Below are 16,157 nucleotides of genomic sequence, written 5' to 3'. Positions count from 1 at the left end.
GAAGCGGTCCACCAGCCATCACAAAGGGGAGAAATCATGAGGCTTAGGCGTCCGACATGGAAACGAGGATTCACGCTGCTTGCCGCGGCCGCTCTTGCGGGCGGTGCGTCCATCGTCGCTGTCACTCCCGCGACCGCAGCCGGGCCGTGCGGAACCGGCTACGCATACATCGGCTCGCATCCCATCACCGTGCCGAGCTACAGCAAGGATCTGCGCTACGGAAAGCCAGGCACGAAGACCGGATCCATTGATGTGTACTGGAATTCCTCGCTGCGCAAGAACTGCTCGGTGGCATACGCTTACGGCCCCACGTACGGGGTCAAGATGTACCGCGAGAACGCGATAGGCAATTACCCCTCATATGGCCCGGACGACCTGTCAGAGGGCTACTACTCCTATTACGCGGGCCCGGTGTACACGAACGCTCAGAAGGTCGGCGGCCAGTGCATCACGCTGGACGCCAGCTTTGGCCCAAAGGCAACCGACCACTTCAGCTGGGGTGCTGCGTTCTACAGCCCGGTCCACTGCTGACTTGGCGGGACACCATACGCGAAAAAGGCCACCCCGATGGGAGTGGCTTTTCTCGTTTCGGCGTCTAAGGGTGGCCGATGTTAACGGCTTCCCGCTGAGCCCGGCTGCCGGCGGCGGAGTAGAGGTCCGGCTCCAGGTAGATCAGGTTCGCGATCCGCACGACGGCCCGGACGCGCTTCTCGGCGGCGTCGATGGCCTCGGTGATGTCCTCGCCCGTGGCGTCCTTCGAGACGGCGATCTTGGCGGCGACGAGGAGCTCCTCGGGTGCCAGGTGCATGGTCTTGAGGTGAATCACACCCTCCACGCCGGGGCCAACGAGTGCTGAGGCGATCGCCTCGATGTCGGTCGGGTCGGCGGCTTCACCGATCAGCATGGACTTGGTCTCCACGACCAGGACTACGGAGACCGCGACCAGCAGCAGGCCGATCAGGGCTGTGCCTGCGGCGTCCCAGAGCCCGTTGCCGGTAAGGATCGTCATGCCGACGCCGAACAGGGCGAAGACCAGGCCGGTGAGGGCTGCAGAGTCCTCCAGCAGCACAACGGGCAGCTCCGGGGCCTTGGCAGTCCGGATGAACTGCGCCCAGGTGTTCTTGCCACGGGTGTGGTTGGATTCCTTGACCGCAGTAATGAACGAATAGCCTTCCAGAATGATAGAACCGACCAGGACGGTCAGGGGCACCCAGGCCCAGGTGATGTCGAGGGCGTGCGGGTGCTGGAACTTTTCGATCGCCTCATTGAGCGCGAAGAGTCCGCCGAGGCTGAAGATCACGATGCTGACGACGAAGGCGTATATGTAGCGCTCCCGGCCGTAGCCGAAGGGGTGCTCGGTGGTGGCTTTGCGGCGGGCGCGTTTGCCGCCGAACATCAGCAACATCTGGTTCGCCGAGTCAGCAGCAGAGTGAATTGCTTCGGCGAGCATGGACGCGGACCCGCTAAGGGCGAAGGCGACGACCTTCAAGGCTGCGATGGACAGGTTGGCGCCGAGCGCAGCGACGATCGCTTTGTTTCCGGCATGGGCAGACATGGATAGCGCTCCAGAGGTAGTCGGTTGTTTCGACCGCTATGTGTGCGGGAGGGCGGCTGACGCTCACCGACAGCAAAGATTGAAAGAGACGTGGGATGCGAAAAGATACGCCCTATTCGGCCCGACCTGCCCTCGCGGTTTGGGCATTTCCGCGTTGTTCGCCGCACACATGAAGGTGTAAGGAAGTTCAAAGCAACCAGAGGAAGACCATGAGCCCAACACCCCAGAACCGGCAGCCCAAGGGCATCCCTGTCGGCGGCGAATTCGCCGCCACCACCCATGCAGAACCGAACCTCGGGTTGGCCAATTTCGCCAGTAAAGAAGAGTACGACGCAGCAGTCACCGACGCACTCTCGGCGGCCCGGGCCTACGAGACGACCGACGTCGAGGAAATGACCGACGCTGACTTTGACCGGCTTTTGTCCCGGATCGCTTCTTACGAGGAAGCCAACGGCATCGAACCGGAGCACGACCTGCACGACACCATTGGTCACGGCGGTGCGGCCGGCGGAGACGTCGAGCACGCCACCCCGATGAAGTCTCTGGAGAAGCCGGGCGAGGAAGCCGTCATCGAGTTCGCGACCAAGCACCCGAACGCCGTCATTGAGCCCAAGATCGACGGACTGGCCATCAGTGTCCGGTACGAGGACGGCAAGATGGTCCGCGCGGCCCGCCGAGGTGACGGCTATACCGGCGAGGACGTCACTGACCGCGTCCGCGGCGTCGAGGGCCTGCCTGAGGTGGCTGGCGAGGGTGACTTCGAAGTCCGCGGCGAGCTGTACCTGAACGACGAGAACAAGGCCAAGGCCAACGCCATCCGCCAGGCATCGGGCAAGGCGCCGTTCGCCAACGCCCGCAACGGCGTCGCCGGGATGCTCAACAAGCAGGACGGCACCTACGCTGGCCTGTTCTCCTTCGCCGCCTACTCAACAACCATCGACGAGAAGGCCAACCACCTCGAGAACATGGAGAAGCTGGAAGGCATGGGCTTCACCACAGCCCGGTCACTGCTTCCCCAATCCGTCCTGGAGGCGGAAGACCCGATGGCTGCGATCGCTGCCCTGGGCGCCGAACGCAAGGGCCTCGGCTTCCTCATGGACGGGGCCGTTCTGAAGGTCAACACCGCGGCCGAGCGCGCCGAGCTGGGCGAAGGCTCCCGGGCGCCGAAGTGGGCAGTGGCCTACAAGTACCCCGCCGTTGAAGAACCGACCGTGATCGAGGACATCGAGTACAACATCGGCAAGACCGGTCGGCTGTCCATCCGAGCCAGGCTCACGCCCGTTGAGGTGGATGGATCTGTCGTCGAATACGCCTCGCTCCACAACGTAGGGCACCTCCAGGCTGCCGACATGCGTATCGGCGACACCGTGAGCGCGTTCCGCGCCAACGACGTGATCCCCCAAGTGCATCTGCCACGCACCGACCTGCGCCCGGCCGACTCCCAGCCATGGCAGCCGCCGGCAGTCTGCCCGCAATGTGGAGAGCCCTTCGACAAGTCCACGGAACTCTGGCGCTGCCACACCCCGGAATGCTCCGTCTCGGGCCGCATTGCCTACGCCGCCTCGCGCGACGCCGGCTTCGACATCGAGGGCCTCGGTGGCTCGATCGGCGACGCCCTGATTGAGAAAGACCTGGTCAAGGACGTCGGGGACCTGTTCTCCCTCACCGAGGACCAGCTCGCGGACCTGGACATGGGTGAGACCTCTACCGGCGCATCCCGTGCCCTGGGCCAGAAGAACGCGGCCAAGATCATGGCCGAGATCGAGAAGGCCAAGTCCCAGCCGCTGAACCGGGTCATCACGTCACTGTCCATGCGGTTCACGGGCCGCACCTTCGGCCGGCGCCTGGCTGCCCAGTTCGAGACTATGGAAGCCCTCCAGGCCGCCACCATCTCCCAGCTGGCCAACGTCGAAGGTATCGGCCAGAAGAAGGCAGAGGTCATCCACGAGCAGCTGAAGAAGAACGAGCCGGTCATCGCGAAGCTCCGTGCAGCCGGTGTGAACATGGGAGCTCCTAAGCCGAAGCCAGCAGCAGGAGCAAAGGGCCCGAAGCTGGCCAAACCGGGCGGGCAGCCGCTTTCTGTGGTCGTCACCGGCAGCGTCAAGGGCGCGCCAACCCTGGCATCACTGTCCCGTAGCGGGGTTCAAGAGCTCATCGAAGCCAACGGTGGCAAGGCCTCCGGCTCGGTCTCCAAGACCACAGACCTGTTGGTGTGCGGCGAGCCCGGGAGCTCCAAATGGGCCAAGGCTCAAGAGCTCGGCATTCGGATCGTCACCCCTGAGGAGTTCGCCCAGATGCTGGAGGACGGCGAGGCGTAGCAGCATCAAGCCCATCGAGGGGTCTTCCTATTCACGGGAAGACCCCTCTTGCTGTTAGCGCACATTAACTGGGTCACATCAGAACTCGTTTCGGCTCCGCCACGCGGCTCTAATACGAGCAGGAAAACCTAGTTCGTCCCTGGGTATCCCACTAAACACCCTTTAGGATTTTCGTTTAGGTCAGCTGCGCCGCTCACCGTGCATGAAGTGAACTGCATATTAGGGCGGATGGCCACTTTAGTTAAGTCCCACTCATATTTCCCGTTCGGGGCATTGGGTGTTTTTGGTGAAGGATAAACAACTAGAATCCGATTAGATTTCGACGCCTTATTGGATGAAGAAGTCGGAAGCGTTAGCAGGGTGCTCTGAGGATCACCGACTCCCTCTCCGCAGAACTGCCCCTTCCCCTCCAGCGCCAAGCCAATTGCACGACTACTGGGCCAGACTATGCCGTTCACTGTCGGATAATCGACACGAACATCTACAGCGACGGCCTTGTATGCATATTCGGAGGCTTCCGAGGAATTCTTTATGTTGAATGACATCAGGCAGGTCTTGCCCAAATCTGTCGCCGAGACATCGGCAACGGCGTGCCAAACGAGGGATATATCTGCCCGGAAGCCATCGTCGTGCGTCAGGTGCAGGGTTGCGTCGCCCACACGTTGACTGGAGTCCGAGGTCTGCGGGGAGGCGCTACTGGGTGAGGGCTGTTGACTGGACGACGCCTGCGCGGCGGGTGGTTGGCTGGCAGTCTGGCGGGGTTCCCCTGCATTAGTAGGACCCGTTGCACCGCACGCAGCCAGGGAGAGTGCTGCTCCCGTCAGGGTCAAAATCCTAATTATCTGCAATGCTCGCCTCCGAAGCTTCGTGGTTACAAGAGGTTCAACCCTTTCTCGAAACAAAGTACAGTAGCGATTCGCGTCATGCCGATAGGCGGGCCGTAAATAGGGTCGGGCCTTGTAGGTGTAGTTCTGAAAAGTGCAGTGCTGCTACTCCCGCAGTCACAGCCCGCACGCAGCCAATTTTGAAAGCGGTCTACAGCACCCTCCGCTTCAGGACGGTGATGCATAGCCAGCCGATGGCAGCGGGTCTTCTTGCTTCGACGTGGCGAACCCCCGAGGACCTGACCCGGGGCCTCTGGCACTGGGCACCGATCCACGCCCGTCCGCACACATGGCGGGCATGGAATCCACTGTCACCGTCTCAACGGACCTCGAAGCTGTCACCGACCTGGTGTTGAAGCGCCAACTGATCGGCGTTGAGCGCGACCACGTCATGGCCCTTGTGAAGATGGCGCTGGACTGCGCCTCGGAGGCGGCTGGCCCCGTCGACCCCGTCTACAGACCAAGGGTTCGTCGGATCAGCGCAGTCATCAAGGCTGTTGACCTTTACCCGACCGCTCACGGGTTCTGCGATCACATCAGCTACAGCTGTGGCGGCAAGGCACCGCGCGGCAGTGCTTTTGGTCCGCCTCGCAACGATCCCTCCCCGACCGCATTGACCCGCCAGCTCCACGCCCTGGTCGGCCATGATATTGCCCTTTGGGTCACCGACGACCCGTTCTTTGCTTTCCCGACGATCGTCCAGTTCAACGACCTCGGGAAGGCGTCGTGAAGCGGGCGCTGAAGAAGATCACCCAGAGCCGTTCACTGCAGCGCCGCTGGGCACTCACCGACGCCGAACCGGTCCGCTCCTATCTGGACCGGGACCGGACGTTCGTGCCGGCCGACCTTCGGATATGGTGGTGCGCCGATGCCGAGCAACCAGTCAAAGACCACAGCCTTCACATCTATGCCTGGCCCGCGGACAGAAACGACAACCTCTCAGCCCACTGGACCAACGGCTACAACCATGACCCGATCCCAGAGTGGATCCGGGAATTGTCCGAGGTCGTCCATGAAGACCTGATGGCTAACGCCACGAGCACCAACACCGGAATCGAAGACCTCTGGACCTATGCGGTGGACCGCGACTGGATCCTGGAGGACGCTCCTGCTGTCCCCTCCATCCACAACCCCTCTATGTCGTTTCGGCCCGCGACGTTGAGCATCTGGCACACCTTCAACCCGAAGGACCCCTACCGCCATGACCGACATCGGATCACCGCCCATCACGCTGACTGGAACAGCATCCCGCGGGTGTTCGCAGACTGGGGCGGGGGCGCCGACTGGCAGGGGAATCCCCGGTACAGCCACGACCTGCCGGCGTGGATCGGAAAGATGGCCGACGAGCAGCACGCCCAGCTGGTTGCCTTCGCAACCAAGCATGAATCAGGGCGCAGGACACGATGACTTCCGCTCCATCCCATGGATTCCCTTGTCCTAGGGCCTAGCAGAGGGCCCCCTTCACTATGCAGGCTGAGCCCGTGACGAGTGTGATCTGATCCGGCGAGGAAAAGGCTGCGCGGAGCTGCTCTACCGAAGACTCATCCACGGAAATCGCAAGGTTGAGACCTGATGCTGCACGGTATGTAACTGAACCACCGTCGGGAATCTGTTTTGCATCGATCCCGACCTGAAAGGCACGACCACAGGCGCCGTCCGGCAGCCCACTGCTGTTGTCATCTGACTTCGAGAACAGGGTGTCGCAGGCGATTCCGCCCCTCCACGCTGTCATGAATTTCAGGTCTTCGGGTACCGGCGCGTTGCGCCCAGGGGTCAGGTTGTAAATCGTCCCGGTCGTCGCGTGCATGAAGGAGACGATGGCCTTGCCGGGCAAGGCGTTTTTGATGTCCGAAGTGAATTTGTAGTCGACCGGTCCATTGATGACAATGCGGTATTTGTAGCCGTTGCGGTCAGTCCAAACGCCCTCGGCGGCAACTTTCGTGGCCGTAGGTGTCGGCTGCGCAGTGGGCTGCACGCCCAGCGGTGCGTATTCAGCGCCGCAGTGAGCAGCGATGTACGCATTGACCCTCGAAACCGAGCCGGAATTGAGGAGAGCGTTCCCGAGGGCCTCAATCTTGTTGCCGCTGATTCCTGCCGATTCGGCCTTGGACCAAGCATCCCGGGCGGCCACTGCGTCGGTCTTAATCTCAGGGGGTGCCACTGCAGCAATGTCCGTCCACATCAGCTTCAGGTCTCCTACTGCCGAAAGCGTCGTGACGAGCTTCGCCAGGTCACTCCCCGACGGCTGGTTCATCGTTTGCAGATAGCGGTCCCGATGCGTGCTCACGGTGCCGCAAAAGTCGGCCGACTGAGCGGCCGGAGATGCCGTTGTTGTGGTGGTCGCGGGTGCAGAGCAACCAACCAGACCAGCAGCGATTACGAACGCCACCCCTGCAGCGGCCAATGAATGTCGAATCATGGTGCCTCCCATCCCCTGCACCGGACGGGTGCGCTGTGTGGTCTGATCCTAAGACAGCCAGACAGGCCAAGGCATTGACGCGGGTAAAACTCCCGGATTGTGTCAGTGGCGGGCACAGGTGGGCAGCGCAAGACAGCTCTCCGCACACATGAGTTCCATGAGAACCCTTGATCGTAAGTACCTGGCCGAAAACCCCGCCGGCGACGAGAAGGCTGTCATCAGCCTCAGCATCCCAGTCACGGACGCAGTGGACGTACCCGCCAACCCCGACGGCACCCGCCCCCGCGTGGCTTTGAAGGCCACCGGCGACACCTACGCCCTGGTCCTGGCCGCCCTCCAATTCCTCCACGATGATGAAGGCGCCGAAGTCTTCGAGGCCCTGCTCAACGACGTCGTCACAGAGGAAGAGATGGAAGCTTTCAGCTCGCTGGCGGAAGCCGCACCGCTGCTGAAGGAGCGGGCCCACGCCATCTCCAATCCCTTCCGTACCTTTATGTGGGGAGCAGACATGACTGTCGAAGCGGCCGGACAGCAGACCAAACAGCTGGTTGAGTTCGAGATGACTACCCCGTCCCTTGTTGTCGGTATCCCGGCCATCACCGCCATGACCAAGCCCCAGCTGCTGACCAACGTCGCAATCAGCTTCAGCCCCGTGCTCGATGATGACGAAGAGTACGGCAGCAACGAGGTCCTGGTCGTTTCCTGACCCGTCACTGAAGCCCGTCCGCCCTCCTATGGGCGGCGGGTTTTCAGGCGTGTCCAAAAGGGGAGAGACATCAGAATCGCCGCACACATGAGGAGCATGGCAAACACCAACGCTCCCAAAGACCTCCGCAACCTAGTCAAGCTGGCTGAATCCCAAGGATGGGAATTCGGCCGCACCAACAGCGGGCATGTGAAGTTCTGCAGCCCGTACACCACGGTCCAGCCGGTCTTCTACTCCGGGACCCCGGGCGACCACCGCGCCCAGAAGAACCTCGTCGCCAAGCTCCGCCGGGCCGGACTCGAAATCCCCCGCTCGTTCGCTTCCTAGCAGAGGCCCGGGCGCGGAGAGCCTGGCTCCCGCGTCCGCACACATGGCTGTCATGAAGACCTCTTCGGCACTGACCGCTGCCACCCTCCTCTCCGTGCTGCTCCTCACCGGCTGCGGCGAAGGGCGCTCCCCTGCTCCGGCCCCGACTCCCGAGCCCTCAACCGTGTCCAGCACCGACACCGGCGGCTGGTTCGGGCCCACCATCGGCCTCAACGGCAAGGTCGGTGTCGGCTCCGACCTCGGCGGCGGCCTCGTCATGTCCCCGGGCGGCAATGTCAGCTTCGGCGTCGGATTCTAAGGAGCCCCCTCATGACCACCGTCCACGACGCAGTCGCGTTCCTGCTCGCCCGTAAAGGCGGCCACGCAAGCACCTCATCCCTGCACAAGATGGCCTACTTCGCCCAAGGCTGGCACCTGGCCTGGGCCGGGGCTCCCCTCTTCGACGAGGAGATCCGCACCCGCAAGGGTGGCCCGTTCATCCCCGCGATGTTCCCACACCAGACAGACGGGGCCACGGAGTCCTCGTGGCTGGCCGGCAACGCCGCAGCAGTCACCGATGACCAGGCCAGGGTGCTGGAGGCGGTCTTCAACCACTACGGTGACCTGTCCGGCATCACGTTGGCCAAATTCGCGAACGCCCAGGCCCCATGTCTGCTGGCAATGACGCGGGCCACCGAACAGGACCCCAGCCCGGCCATCGACTTGTCCGAGCTCAAAGCTTTCTTCAAGGCCCTCGACGACTCACCAGAAGATCGGACAGCGTACGCCAACCGGTTCATGGACAAGTACGCCGACGAGCCAGCGCCGGAAACCCGGCCGCTTGAGCACACGATCATTGGCCCCAGCCGTGCGTCCACTTATGTGGGGGACGACCACCACGAGGGCTGGTACTGGAAGTGCAGCTGTGGCGTCAAAGCGGCCAGCTTCATCGGGAACTGGCCCGAATCCGAGGCTGAAGCCCGGGAAGAGTGGCGGCTGCACCAGGAGTAGCCGCCCGGTGAGCTATCCGGCCACTGCCCCACACATGAGCCGCATGGAAACTCTTGAAGCCGTCCGCGCACTCGTCACCGTCGAAACCGTCACTTCCCTCACGCCCATCGAAAACGCCGATTTCGTCGCCGTCGCCAGGGTCCGCGGATGGAACCTGGTTGTGAAGAAGGAAGAGGTTTCTGTCGGCGACGCCGTCGTCTACTTCGAGATCGACTCCCATCTTCCCCTGGATGACCCGCGGTTCGCATTCCTGGAACCCCGCGGCGCCAAGGTCTACAACGGAGTCCGAGGCCACGTCCTCAAATCCGCCCGAATGCGCGGCGTCTACTCCCAGGGCCTGGCTATCCCGGCCCGCGTCTTCCCGGAACTGAACGAACTCACCAGCGGCGAAGACCTCGCCACAGTCCTCGGCGTCACCAAGTACGAGGAAGAAATCCCCGAGGAGATGGCCGGTCTGGCCTCCGGAGCGTTCCCGACCCGGTTCGCACCCAAGACCGGCGCCGAGCGCGTCCAGAACCTCACAGACGTTTTCGCCCGGCTCCGCGAAGAGTACGACTGGTTCGCCACGGAGAAGGTCGATGGCACGTCCACGACCTACATCAACGACGGCGGAGTCCTGCGCGTCGCCGGCCGCGGATGGGAGTACGCGGCCCCGGCTAGCACCGCCGAGGCCACCGCCCCGTGGAAGATCGCCGCTGAGTACGACATCCTGAACCGCCTGCCGGTTGGCTACACCGTCCAGGGCGAGCTGTACGGCTCCGGGGTCCTGGCCAAGAACACGCTCAAGGAAACCGGCAAGAAGTTCCTCGCGTTCAACGTCCTCCGCGAGGGCGTCTTCGTGCCCCGTTCCGAATGGCCGGCCGCCATCGAGGAGATCGGCACCCCGGTCCTCGACCTCGAACTGCCCGCCACTGTCGAGGAAGCCCTCGCCCAGGTCGAAGGCATGAAGTCTGTGCTGAACCCTGCCGTCATGGCCGAAGGCATCGTCTGGCACAACACCGCCGGTGCCCGCATTCCCGAACTTCAGGGCCGCACTGGCATGAAGGCCATCAACAACAAGTGGCTCGTCAAGCACTCCTGAGCCGCTCCAAACCAGACCAAGGAGTACCAACCATGGGCTACCTGTCCGACTACTACGCCGCCAAGGACGCCGAACGCGAGGACGGCTCCACCGACTGGTCCCAAGTGCCGGTCCGCAACGGCGGAACACTCAACACGGGCCACCCGGAGGACCAGGATGACTGAGCCGGACGAGCTGATCGACGACGACGGCTACCCCACGGACGAAGCGCTCAACCACCTCCGCACGTTCAATGGCACCGCGGAGGAGATGGTCGCCTATGTGCGGTCCCTCATGCACAACGGCCGTTCCATGCTGGAGGACTACACCAATGACTACGGCCGGCCCGAGAAGCGCCTGACCCTGATCACAGGCGGCTGGTCCGGCTGCGAATCGGTCATCGGCACGCTGAGCGAAACGATGTTCCATCTCATGTTCTGGGAATCCTCCCATCGCGGCGGCAAGCATACGTTCAACTTTAGCCAAGCCCAATGGGAGATGTCCCTCCACTGGGGCATCGCTGCGCCTCCGGCGCCCGCTCAGACTTCGTGACGAAAGGCACTGCCATGTCCCAACACAAAGTCACCACTGAAACTTCGGGCGAGTCCACCCAGGTCACCGTTCACGGCGTCCTCTGGATGAGCATCGTAGACGGGCTCGTCACCATCCGGCTGGCCAACGACGGCGTCTACGTGGAGCGGGACGAGTCGGTCAACGGCATGACGATCGCTCCCTTTCACCCGAGGCTCGCCTATGTCGCGCCCGAGCACCGCACGGCCGTGCGCCGGGAGTTGGGGCTCTAAGCCGAGCCGGGGAGAGGCGCCGGGTCCTCCGCACACATGACCGGCAGAACAACTCTCCCGATACGGAAGGCACCACCATGACACACCCGCAGCTCACCGTTGAGACGGTCGGCGGCTCCACCCAGGCAACCGTCGAAGGCCTCCTTCAGCTGACCGTCATGCCCGACGGCTCAGTCGAGATCCAACTTGCCGGCAAGCACGTCGAAGTTGAGCGGAACGGCCTGCGCTACGTGGTCCGCCACGAAACCGACTCGGCGCGCTTTGGTGCTGCCTCGGGTGTGGTGCCGGCATGATCATCACCCTCATCCTCGCCACCACGATCCCCACTGCCCTCCTGACCTGGTTCCTTGCAACCCGGCGCCAGACGCTCTCACCCACCTACGGCGCCCTGGCCCCGGTCTGGCGTGAAGGCTACCTGACAGGCGTCGCTGACGAACGGACTGCGGCTGCCTGGGACGTACCCGGCTATGGCGCGAACCGGTGCAATCCGTACCGCGGTGACGAGGGCAGCTGGCGGGAGTCCCTGAAGGAGTATGGCTCGTGAGCAGCGGCAAGGAACCCTTGAAGACTGTCATCAACTACGAAACTGTGCCGCATTCCGGCCTCGTTCGCTGGAATCTGAAGTACGAGGACGGGTCCGGCATCCATATCTTCGTGGCCCAGGAGAACGGCAGTGCGTCCAACAAAGCGAAGGCGAAGAAGGCCGCTGAGCACGCCAAGCGGCTCGCCGACGCGGCCCTGGCGAAGCGGTGACCTCTGGCGCCGGGTCCGTACACATGATGCCCATGACATCCGCACCAGCTTCGACCGCCTCTCCCGTTGACCTCTTCCAGTTCACCTCCGACTCCGAGGACTACGAGTCGCCGACCAACAGTGAAGCCGTGGTGGCCCTCCTTGGAACGGCTCTTCTCGCGGTTCCCGTAGGCATCGCCGCCCTCGCCGTCGCCCCGTTCGTCCTCGGCGCCCGGGCCGTCCGCGGCCTGGCTGCTGTCCGACAGGGCCGGAAATGAGCTTCGGTAGCGGGTCGGTGGTTGCCATCGACGAGAAGGGCGCCAAGTACGAAGCCGTCTGCGACCTCGGCTGCCCGCACACCGTCACCCCGGTGACTCGCCGCCCCATCACCATCGTCGAAGAAAAGCAGGTCCGCGACCTGTTCTCCGAGGGCTGGGGAAACACAGGGCCGAAGCCCCCAAGCCTGCCCGCCTACCGTGCCGTGGACGCAGACGGGACCGAATGGCTCCGCGACTGGGATGGCTGGGTCAACGATGTTCCCGGCCCTTGGACGACCGCTGACGGCCGCCGCGCCCAGACCGCATCCCCGATTGATCCCGCACGCCAGTACGCATCCCGTCCCTCGGACGCCTACAAGTTCACCGACCTGACAGCCGCAACGGAGGCATGATGCGCACCATGACCGGGGGACCCCACGACCGCCCACAGTCACAGCCAACCAGAGCCGCCGGCAGGGACATCATCGCCGGCATCCTGGTCAGCCACTGGCCCAACCCGACAGTCGTCGATGGTCGGCCCGTCATCATCGACTGCATGGGTGAAGGGTGCGGCTTTCAGTCCAGTCACGCAGACCTGGTAGGCGAAGACGCCATCTGGACCGAACATGCCCACCACATCGCTGACCTGCTGGAGACGGCTGGCATCGCCGAAACCGCCGGTGTCGCAAAGGCCGAGCGGCTGCGCCTGGCCGACAAACTGGAGGAAGAAGCCGCCACCCGCAGCGCCATGCACTGGCTCCGCTGGAGCGATGAGACCAACCTCGGCTGGATCCAGGCCTCAAACCACCTCCGCCACCCCACCGCCACGAACGACTGACCCCTGTCCCCGGCCGCGCGTCGGGGAGCCGAACCAGCTGAGCCGCACACATGATGGCCATGAACACGACCCTGCATCAGGCACTCCAGGCCGCCATCAACGCACCCGGCACCGTCACTAAGACACAGCTGGTGGCCCTGCTGAAGAAGCACCCTGCGCCGGAGGCTCCTGCCGAGAGCGACCTGGTCATTCGGGACGGCATCCTCTCAGTGGACCTCCGCGAATGCACCTGCGCGGCCTCCAGTCTGAGCGCCCCACAAAGCTGCTCCCACGAGCACCACTGCGGACTGGAACCGCTGCTGGACATCAGTCTCGCCCTGCAACGGAGCGGCTACCGTGCCTGAACCCGCGGAGCTGTCCGCCGCCTGGATAGCCGGCGCTGAAATCCCCACCGACATCTTCGGGGACGTGGACGCCTCCGATTGCCCGTACGATGACCCCGAACTTGCCGCCGCCTGGCGTGACGGCACCCAGGCCCTCCGCGACTGGGACGGCCGCGCCGACCTGACCGCCAACCCCCATAACGACTGAAGGACCCCCATGACGATCACTCCCAGCGCCGACAACATCCTGTGGGTCGACTATGAGGCCACCGGCCTGATGAGCGACCCGTTCACCGTCCCGCTCGAAGGCGCCGCCATCATTACCGACGGCGAACTCAACGAACTCGCCGTCCTCGAAGGCATCGTCATCAATGCCACCGAGGAGGAGCTGTCCCACATGGGAGACTTCGTTCGGGACATGCACACCAAGACCGGGCTGCTGGAGAAGGTCCGAGCATCGACCACGACCCGCGGACAGTTCGACGAGGCCCTGGCAACATTCGCCGCACCGTACTTCCCGATCAAGGGCGATGTGCTCCCTGACGACACCAAGTACCGCGGCATGGTCATCGGCGGGAACTCGGTGAAGTACGACTTCGACGTCACCGAGAAGTTTTTCCCGCAGACGCGCAAGAACATGGACTACCGCGTCATCGACATCTCCGGGCTGGGAGAACTCTTCCGCCGTTGGGCCTATGACTACTGGAAGGCGATGCCGCCCAAGCTCAGCGACCACACCGCTCTGACCGACATCCGCGCCGGCGTCAACGAGCTGCGCTACTACCGGGCCGGGATGCACCTGCTCGCACCGAAGTAAGACCTGCCGCCGGCTCTCCCCGGCGACATCCGAAAGGCTGTCCCGGTGAGCTGGGGCGGCCTTTCCGCACACATGGGCTCCATGGAACCCCAGCAACTCACCCTCGGTGGTCTCGTGGAAGCGCTCGATGCGGTCCCCCGTGACGCCCAGCTCTACGTGTCAGGTTTCGGCAGTACCAAGCGGCTCAACGGGCTGTTCCGCCACCGCCCCTTTGCTGACGGCCTCGCCCTCGACCCGTCGCTGCACGAACATGACGACTCCGCCACAGCAGGGGCTTATGTCGAATACCTCCGCCGGGTCGCGTTCGGCATGGCCTACAGGTTCACCGACCATCGGGAGGACCAGTTCCTTACCGGCTGGGACACACCCGTCTGGGTTTCCACCCGCCATGACCTGAGCTTCAACGCCGTCACCGGCGTCGAAATGGTCAACGGCTTCGCCATCATCCGGACCACCAACCTCGCCCCGGAGCAAGGCCCGTCGATTCAGCGCATATCAGACAAGGAATCCATTCGCAGGATGCGGGTCGAGCATCTGCAGCGCACCGGTGAGGACACCGTCTTCGCACCGAATGTAGAACGGCACCTGCTCCACATGCTTCCGGGCGAGCGGAGCCGGGGCCTGCAGGACCTCGACGAAGCCCGAGCCGACCTGGCCGATTTCGAAGCCAGCCTCCAGGCGAAGAAGGACCGGGTGGCCAAGCTCGAACAGGACGCCATCCGGAATGACTACCTGCTTGGGATCCGGGATGACCTTCCCGGCATCACATCTGAAAGGCAGCACCATGAACACTAACGAGAGCACCTTCACTCCTTTGACCATCACCGGTGACGGCTTCTATGACGCCTACATCAACATCGAGCCGAGTCCACACGCCCGCGTCCCCCGGTACGAACACGACGACCTCCTCCGCTCCCCCGTGACACTCAAAGGAGCCGACCTGGAGGGCGGCCTTCGCCACGGCCGGAGCATCTTCGAGCTCAACTCCTACGCCCCGCCTGGCACCGTCGAAGATGACGGCGACCGCTGCCTGCTGGCCAGCCTCGAATTCCTCTCCGTGAACCTGGAATCGTCCAGCGGCGGCCGGCTGTACTTCACGGGGCTGTTGACTGGGGCCGAGACCTACCCGCAGGAGGTGCACGATCGCATAGCCGCTGGCGTCCCGCTGATGGAGATCACTGAGTTGCAGGGCGACTACGACAGCATCCGCTATCTGCCCCCGCGGTACGAGCCGCTGAGGGATTACTTCGGCTGGGAAGCCAAGGTCCGCCTCATCCCGCACAACGGGGACTGACTGCGAAGCGACCTTCTACTGGCATACCCCGAAGTCAAGAACCGGACTACGAAAGCAGAGGACTGACTATGTCAATGATGATTTCCATAACCTGTGACGGGTGCGACCTCACGGAGGATACGAGCACGTCGTTTGAGGCTGGTACCAACGAGATCGAGGCCCAGTTGGATGAGGGCTGGGTCCACACTTCACACTCCGACTACTGCCCCGACTGCGTCAAGAACGGCCTGGCCGACTAGTCGCCGTAGGGCTAAGTGCTGTCTGGCCCCGAGTGTGCGCTGTAGAGGTGCGCCAGATCGTTAAGCGTGCGAAGGGTCATGTCCTGCGCCTGCGAGATGAGGTCCCGCCGCGCATCAATATCCAGCCCGTCGTCGATGCCTCCTTGCAGGAGGGTGGCACTGAACTCCTGGTCCCTTTTCAGGTCGTTCAGGTGTTCCAGTTGCAGACGGTCGCGAACAGCATGGGCTTTGAAGTAGACAGTCATCACAGCCAGGAGCGCGTAGGCAACGCTCTTCCGCTCCCAAAAGAGGCCAGCCCTTCTGGCGAGTCTGAAGAAGTCCTTGGCTTCGTGGGCGCCTGGCGCTGACGCGGTCCCCAGGTAGACCTCGGCGTGAGTAAGACCCTTCTCTGAGGTCACCCAGCGGTAGCCGATCGGCATGAGTCGCCCCCGGCGGGTCCGGTACCTGGCGGAGACGCTCAGGAACGTGCTTCCGATGCCTGAATACGCCACTTCGACGTCGGCCAGCTTGTCATGCTTACAAGCGTCGATGAACTCTTGAACGTCTTTGTCCCAAAGGCGATCTGTCACGCCATTTTCCATAGTTCGCCACCCCC

28 protein-coding genes are annotated in these 16,157 nt (G+C 63.4%); 24 read left to right on the top strand and 4 right to left on the bottom strand.

Translation table 11 applies throughout. From position 1 onward, the window contains the following. Positions 1–36 precede the first annotated feature (36 nt). Complete coding sequence (locus HMI59_RS23710) at positions 37–531, top strand: hypothetical protein (RefSeq protein WP_193594040.1); 495 nt, start codon at positions 37–39, stop codon at positions 529–531. Positions 532–595: 64 nt separating this feature from the next. Here the strand turns inward: HMI59_RS23710 and HMI59_RS23705 are convergent, their stop codons facing one another. Continuing rightward, the gene (locus HMI59_RS23705) at positions 596–1,555 is read right to left on the bottom strand and encodes a cation diffusion facilitator family transporter (RefSeq protein ID WP_193594039.1); all 960 of its coding nucleotides are present in this window, start codon (positions 1,553–1,555) and stop codon (positions 596–598) included. A 209-nt stretch (positions 1,556–1,764) separates the two neighbouring features. On the opposite strand from HMI59_RS23705, the gene ligA reads away from it, so the two are divergent. After that, positions 1,765–3,873 (top strand): NAD-dependent DNA ligase LigA, encoded by a 2,109-nt coding sequence (gene ligA / locus HMI59_RS23700; protein WP_193594038.1) that lies wholly within the window; start codon positions 1,765–1,767, stop codon positions 3,871–3,873. A gap of 128 nt (positions 3,874–4,001) precedes the next feature. Here ligA and HMI59_RS23695 read toward each other — a convergent pair whose 3' ends face one another. Then, positions 4,002–4,532 carry a hypothetical protein gene (locus HMI59_RS23695; RefSeq protein ID WP_193594037.1) on the bottom strand — a complete coding sequence of 177 codons (531 nt, stop codon included), beginning with the start codon at positions 4,530–4,532 and terminating at the stop codon, positions 4,002–4,004. Positions 4,533–5,055: 523 nt separating this feature from the next. Here HMI59_RS23695 and HMI59_RS23690 point away from each other — a divergent pair. Beyond that, on the top strand, positions 5,056–5,487 hold the full coding sequence (locus HMI59_RS23690) for a hypothetical protein (RefSeq protein ID WP_193594036.1): 432 nt from the start codon (positions 5,056–5,058) through the stop codon (positions 5,485–5,487). After that, the gene (locus HMI59_RS23685) at positions 5,484–6,164 is read left to right on the top strand and encodes a hypothetical protein (RefSeq protein ID WP_193594035.1); all 681 of its coding nucleotides are present in this window, start codon (positions 5,484–5,486) and stop codon (positions 6,162–6,164) included. The genes HMI59_RS23690 and HMI59_RS23685 overlap by 4 nt, the downstream gene beginning before the upstream one ends. A gap of 37 nt (positions 6,165–6,201) precedes the next feature. Here HMI59_RS23685 and HMI59_RS23680 read toward each other — a convergent pair whose 3' ends face one another. Next, complete coding sequence (locus HMI59_RS23680) at positions 6,202–7,146, bottom strand: hypothetical protein (protein WP_193594034.1); 945 nt, start codon at positions 7,144–7,146, stop codon at positions 6,202–6,204. Between the two features lie 187 nt (positions 7,147–7,333). Here HMI59_RS23680 and HMI59_RS23675 point away from each other — a divergent pair, with 187 nt between their 5' ends. The 20 genes from HMI59_RS23675 (at position 7,334) to HMI59_RS23580 (ending at position 15,562) form a co-directional block, all read left to right on the top strand. Beyond that, on the top strand, positions 7,334–7,882 hold the full coding sequence (locus tag HMI59_RS23675) for a hypothetical protein (protein WP_193594033.1): 549 nt from the start codon (positions 7,334–7,336) through the stop codon (positions 7,880–7,882). A gap of 87 nt (positions 7,883–7,969) precedes the next feature. After that, positions 7,970–8,209, top strand: coding sequence for a hypothetical protein (locus HMI59_RS23670; protein ID WP_193594032.1), 240 nt, complete (start codon positions 7,970–7,972; stop codon positions 8,207–8,209). A 52-nt stretch (positions 8,210–8,261) separates the two neighbouring features. After that, entirely contained in the window at positions 8,262–8,507 is a 246-nt protein-coding gene (locus HMI59_RS23665; RefSeq protein ID WP_193594031.1) for a hypothetical protein, read from the top strand. Positions 8,508–8,518: 11 nt separating this feature from the next. Continuing rightward, positions 8,519–9,199 carry a Panacea domain-containing protein gene (locus HMI59_RS23660; RefSeq protein ID WP_227471685.1) on the top strand — a complete coding sequence of 227 codons (681 nt, stop codon included), beginning with the start codon at positions 8,519–8,521 and terminating at the stop codon, positions 9,197–9,199. Positions 9,200–9,242: 43 nt separating this feature from the next. Next, on the top strand, positions 9,243–10,280 hold the full coding sequence (locus tag HMI59_RS23650; RefSeq protein ID WP_227471684.1) for an RNA ligase family protein: 1,038 nt from the start codon (positions 9,243–9,245) through the stop codon (positions 10,278–10,280). A 32-nt stretch (positions 10,281–10,312) separates the two neighbouring features. After that, entirely contained in the window at positions 10,313–10,444 is a 132-nt protein-coding gene (locus HMI59_RS26010; protein ID WP_255527686.1) for a hypothetical protein, read from the top strand. After that, a complete protein-coding gene (locus tag HMI59_RS23645) occupies positions 10,437–10,811 on the top strand; it encodes a hypothetical protein (RefSeq protein WP_193594030.1) in 375 nt (124 codons plus the stop codon). The genes HMI59_RS26010 and HMI59_RS23645 overlap by 8 nt, the downstream gene beginning before the upstream one ends. Before the next feature lie 14 nt (positions 10,812–10,825). Next, positions 10,826–11,062: a hypothetical protein gene (locus HMI59_RS23640; RefSeq protein WP_193594029.1), complete on the top strand. Its 237-nt coding sequence runs from the start codon at positions 10,826–10,828 to the stop codon at positions 11,060–11,062. 77 nt (positions 11,063–11,139) lie between these two features. Beyond that, positions 11,140–11,355, top strand: coding sequence for a hypothetical protein (locus tag HMI59_RS23635; protein ID WP_193594028.1), 216 nt, complete (start codon positions 11,140–11,142; stop codon positions 11,353–11,355). Further along, a complete protein-coding gene (locus tag HMI59_RS23630) occupies positions 11,352–11,606 on the top strand; it encodes a hypothetical protein (protein ID WP_193594027.1) in 255 nt (84 codons plus the stop codon). The genes HMI59_RS23635 and HMI59_RS23630 overlap by 4 nt, the downstream gene beginning before the upstream one ends. Further along, positions 11,603–11,815 carry a hypothetical protein gene (locus HMI59_RS23625; protein ID WP_193594026.1) on the top strand — a complete coding sequence of 71 codons (213 nt, stop codon included), beginning with the start codon at positions 11,603–11,605 and terminating at the stop codon, positions 11,813–11,815. The genes HMI59_RS23630 and HMI59_RS23625 overlap by 4 nt, the downstream gene beginning before the upstream one ends. 32 nt (positions 11,816–11,847) lie before the next feature. Beyond that, a complete protein-coding gene (locus HMI59_RS23620; protein WP_193594025.1) occupies positions 11,848–12,072 on the top strand; it encodes a hypothetical protein in 225 nt (74 codons plus the stop codon). Further along, a complete protein-coding gene (locus HMI59_RS23615; RefSeq protein WP_193594024.1) occupies positions 12,069–12,464 on the top strand; it encodes a hypothetical protein in 396 nt (131 codons plus the stop codon). Before HMI59_RS23620 ends, HMI59_RS23615 begins: the two co-directional genes overlap by 4 nt. Further along, a complete protein-coding gene (locus HMI59_RS23610; protein ID WP_193594023.1) occupies positions 12,461–12,889 on the top strand; it encodes a hypothetical protein in 429 nt (142 codons plus the stop codon). The genes HMI59_RS23615 and HMI59_RS23610 overlap by 4 nt, the downstream gene beginning before the upstream one ends. Before the next feature lie 59 nt (positions 12,890–12,948). Beyond that, entirely contained in the window at positions 12,949–13,233 is a 285-nt protein-coding gene (locus HMI59_RS23605; protein WP_227471683.1) for a hypothetical protein, read from the top strand. Next, a complete protein-coding gene (locus HMI59_RS23600) occupies positions 13,226–13,420 on the top strand; it encodes a hypothetical protein (protein ID WP_193594022.1) in 195 nt (64 codons plus the stop codon). Before HMI59_RS23605 ends, HMI59_RS23600 begins: the two co-directional genes overlap by 8 nt. Before the next feature lie 9 nt (positions 13,421–13,429). Continuing rightward, positions 13,430–14,029, top strand: coding sequence for an oligoribonuclease (gene orn, locus HMI59_RS23595; protein ID WP_193594021.1), 600 nt, complete (start codon positions 13,430–13,432; stop codon positions 14,027–14,029). Between the two features lie 81 nt (positions 14,030–14,110). Continuing rightward, positions 14,111–14,824: a hypothetical protein gene (locus HMI59_RS23590; protein ID WP_227471682.1), complete on the top strand. Its 714-nt coding sequence runs from the start codon at positions 14,111–14,113 to the stop codon at positions 14,822–14,824. Next, positions 14,814–15,323: a hypothetical protein gene (locus HMI59_RS23585; RefSeq protein WP_193594020.1), complete on the top strand. Its 510-nt coding sequence runs from the start codon at positions 14,814–14,816 to the stop codon at positions 15,321–15,323. The genes HMI59_RS23590 and HMI59_RS23585 overlap by 11 nt, the downstream gene beginning before the upstream one ends. Before the next feature lie 68 nt (positions 15,324–15,391). Then, positions 15,392–15,562, top strand: coding sequence for a hypothetical protein (locus HMI59_RS23580; protein WP_193594019.1), 171 nt, complete (start codon positions 15,392–15,394; stop codon positions 15,560–15,562). An 11-nt stretch (positions 15,563–15,573) separates the two neighbouring features. On the opposite strand, the gene HMI59_RS23575 is transcribed toward HMI59_RS23580, so the two are convergent. Next, the gene (locus HMI59_RS23575) at positions 15,574–16,131 is read right to left on the bottom strand and encodes a hypothetical protein (RefSeq protein WP_193594018.1); all 558 of its coding nucleotides are present in this window, start codon (positions 16,129–16,131) and stop codon (positions 15,574–15,576) included. Positions 16,132–16,157 lie beyond the last annotated feature (26 nt).

Source organism: Paenarthrobacter sp. YJN-5 (assembly GCF_015040095.1).
Taxonomy (GTDB): Bacteria; Actinomycetota; Actinomycetes; order Actinomycetales; family Micrococcaceae; genus Arthrobacter; species Arthrobacter ureafaciens.
The sequence above is the reverse complement of the archived record's forward strand: the minus strand, read 5'-3'. Positions and strand labels throughout refer to the sequence as shown.

Bases quoted from the DNA above. Each gene is read 5' to 3' on its own strand.
- HMI59_RS23590 (WP_227471682.1), top strand. From the start codon at position 14,111: ATGGAACCCCAGCAACTCACCCTCGGTGGTCTCGTGGAAGCGCTCGAT.
- HMI59_RS23650 (WP_227471684.1), top strand. From the start codon at position 9,243: ATGGAAACTCTTGAAGCCGTCCGCGCACTCGTCACCGTCGAAACCGTC.
- HMI59_RS23620 (WP_193594025.1), top strand. From the start codon at position 11,848: ATGACATCCGCACCAGCTTCGACCGCCTCTCCCGTTGACCTCTTCCAG.
- ligA (WP_193594038.1), top strand. From the start codon at position 1,765: ATGAGCCCAACACCCCAGAACCGGCAGCCCAAGGGCATCCCTGTCGGC.
- HMI59_RS23690 (WP_193594036.1), top strand. From the start codon at position 5,056: ATGGAATCCACTGTCACCGTCTCAACGGACCTCGAAGCTGTCACCGAC.
- HMI59_RS23635 (WP_193594028.1), top strand. From the start codon at position 11,140: ATGACACACCCGCAGCTCACCGTTGAGACGGTCGGCGGCTCCACCCAG.
- HMI59_RS23610 (WP_193594023.1), top strand. From the start codon at position 12,461: ATGATGCGCACCATGACCGGGGGACCCCACGACCGCCCACAGTCACAG.
- HMI59_RS23645 (WP_193594030.1), top strand. From the start codon at position 10,437: ATGACTGAGCCGGACGAGCTGATCGACGACGACGGCTACCCCACGGAC.
- HMI59_RS26010 (WP_255527686.1), top strand. From the start codon at position 10,313: ATGGGCTACCTGTCCGACTACTACGCCGCCAAGGACGCCGAACGCGAG.
- HMI59_RS23660 (WP_227471685.1), top strand. From the start codon at position 8,519: ATGACCACCGTCCACGACGCAGTCGCGTTCCTGCTCGCCCGTAAAGGC.
- HMI59_RS23640 (WP_193594029.1), top strand. From the start codon at position 10,826: ATGTCCCAACACAAAGTCACCACTGAAACTTCGGGCGAGTCCACCCAG.
- HMI59_RS23710 (WP_193594040.1), top strand. From the start codon at position 37: ATGAGGCTTAGGCGTCCGACATGGAAACGAGGATTCACGCTGCTTGCC.
- HMI59_RS23615 (WP_193594024.1), top strand. From the start codon at position 12,069: ATGAGCTTCGGTAGCGGGTCGGTGGTTGCCATCGACGAGAAGGGCGCC.
- orn (WP_193594021.1), top strand. From the start codon at position 13,430: ATGACGATCACTCCCAGCGCCGACAACATCCTGTGGGTCGACTATGAG.
- HMI59_RS23630 (WP_193594027.1), top strand. From the start codon at position 11,352: ATGATCATCACCCTCATCCTCGCCACCACGATCCCCACTGCCCTCCTG.
- HMI59_RS23705 (WP_193594039.1), bottom strand. From the start codon at position 1,555: ATGTCTGCCCATGCCGGAAACAAAGCGATCGTCGCTGCGCTCGGCGCC.
- HMI59_RS23670 (WP_193594032.1), top strand. From the start codon at position 7,970: ATGAGGAGCATGGCAAACACCAACGCTCCCAAAGACCTCCGCAACCTA.
- HMI59_RS23585 (WP_193594020.1), top strand. From the start codon at position 14,814: ATGAACACTAACGAGAGCACCTTCACTCCTTTGACCATCACCGGTGAC.
- HMI59_RS23605 (WP_227471683.1), top strand. From the start codon at position 12,949: ATGAACACGACCCTGCATCAGGCACTCCAGGCCGCCATCAACGCACCC.
- HMI59_RS23675 (WP_193594033.1), top strand. From the start codon at position 7,334: ATGAGAACCCTTGATCGTAAGTACCTGGCCGAAAACCCCGCCGGCGAC.
- HMI59_RS23580 (WP_193594019.1), top strand. From the start codon at position 15,392: ATGTCAATGATGATTTCCATAACCTGTGACGGGTGCGACCTCACGGAG.
- HMI59_RS23665 (WP_193594031.1), top strand. From the start codon at position 8,262: ATGAAGACCTCTTCGGCACTGACCGCTGCCACCCTCCTCTCCGTGCTG.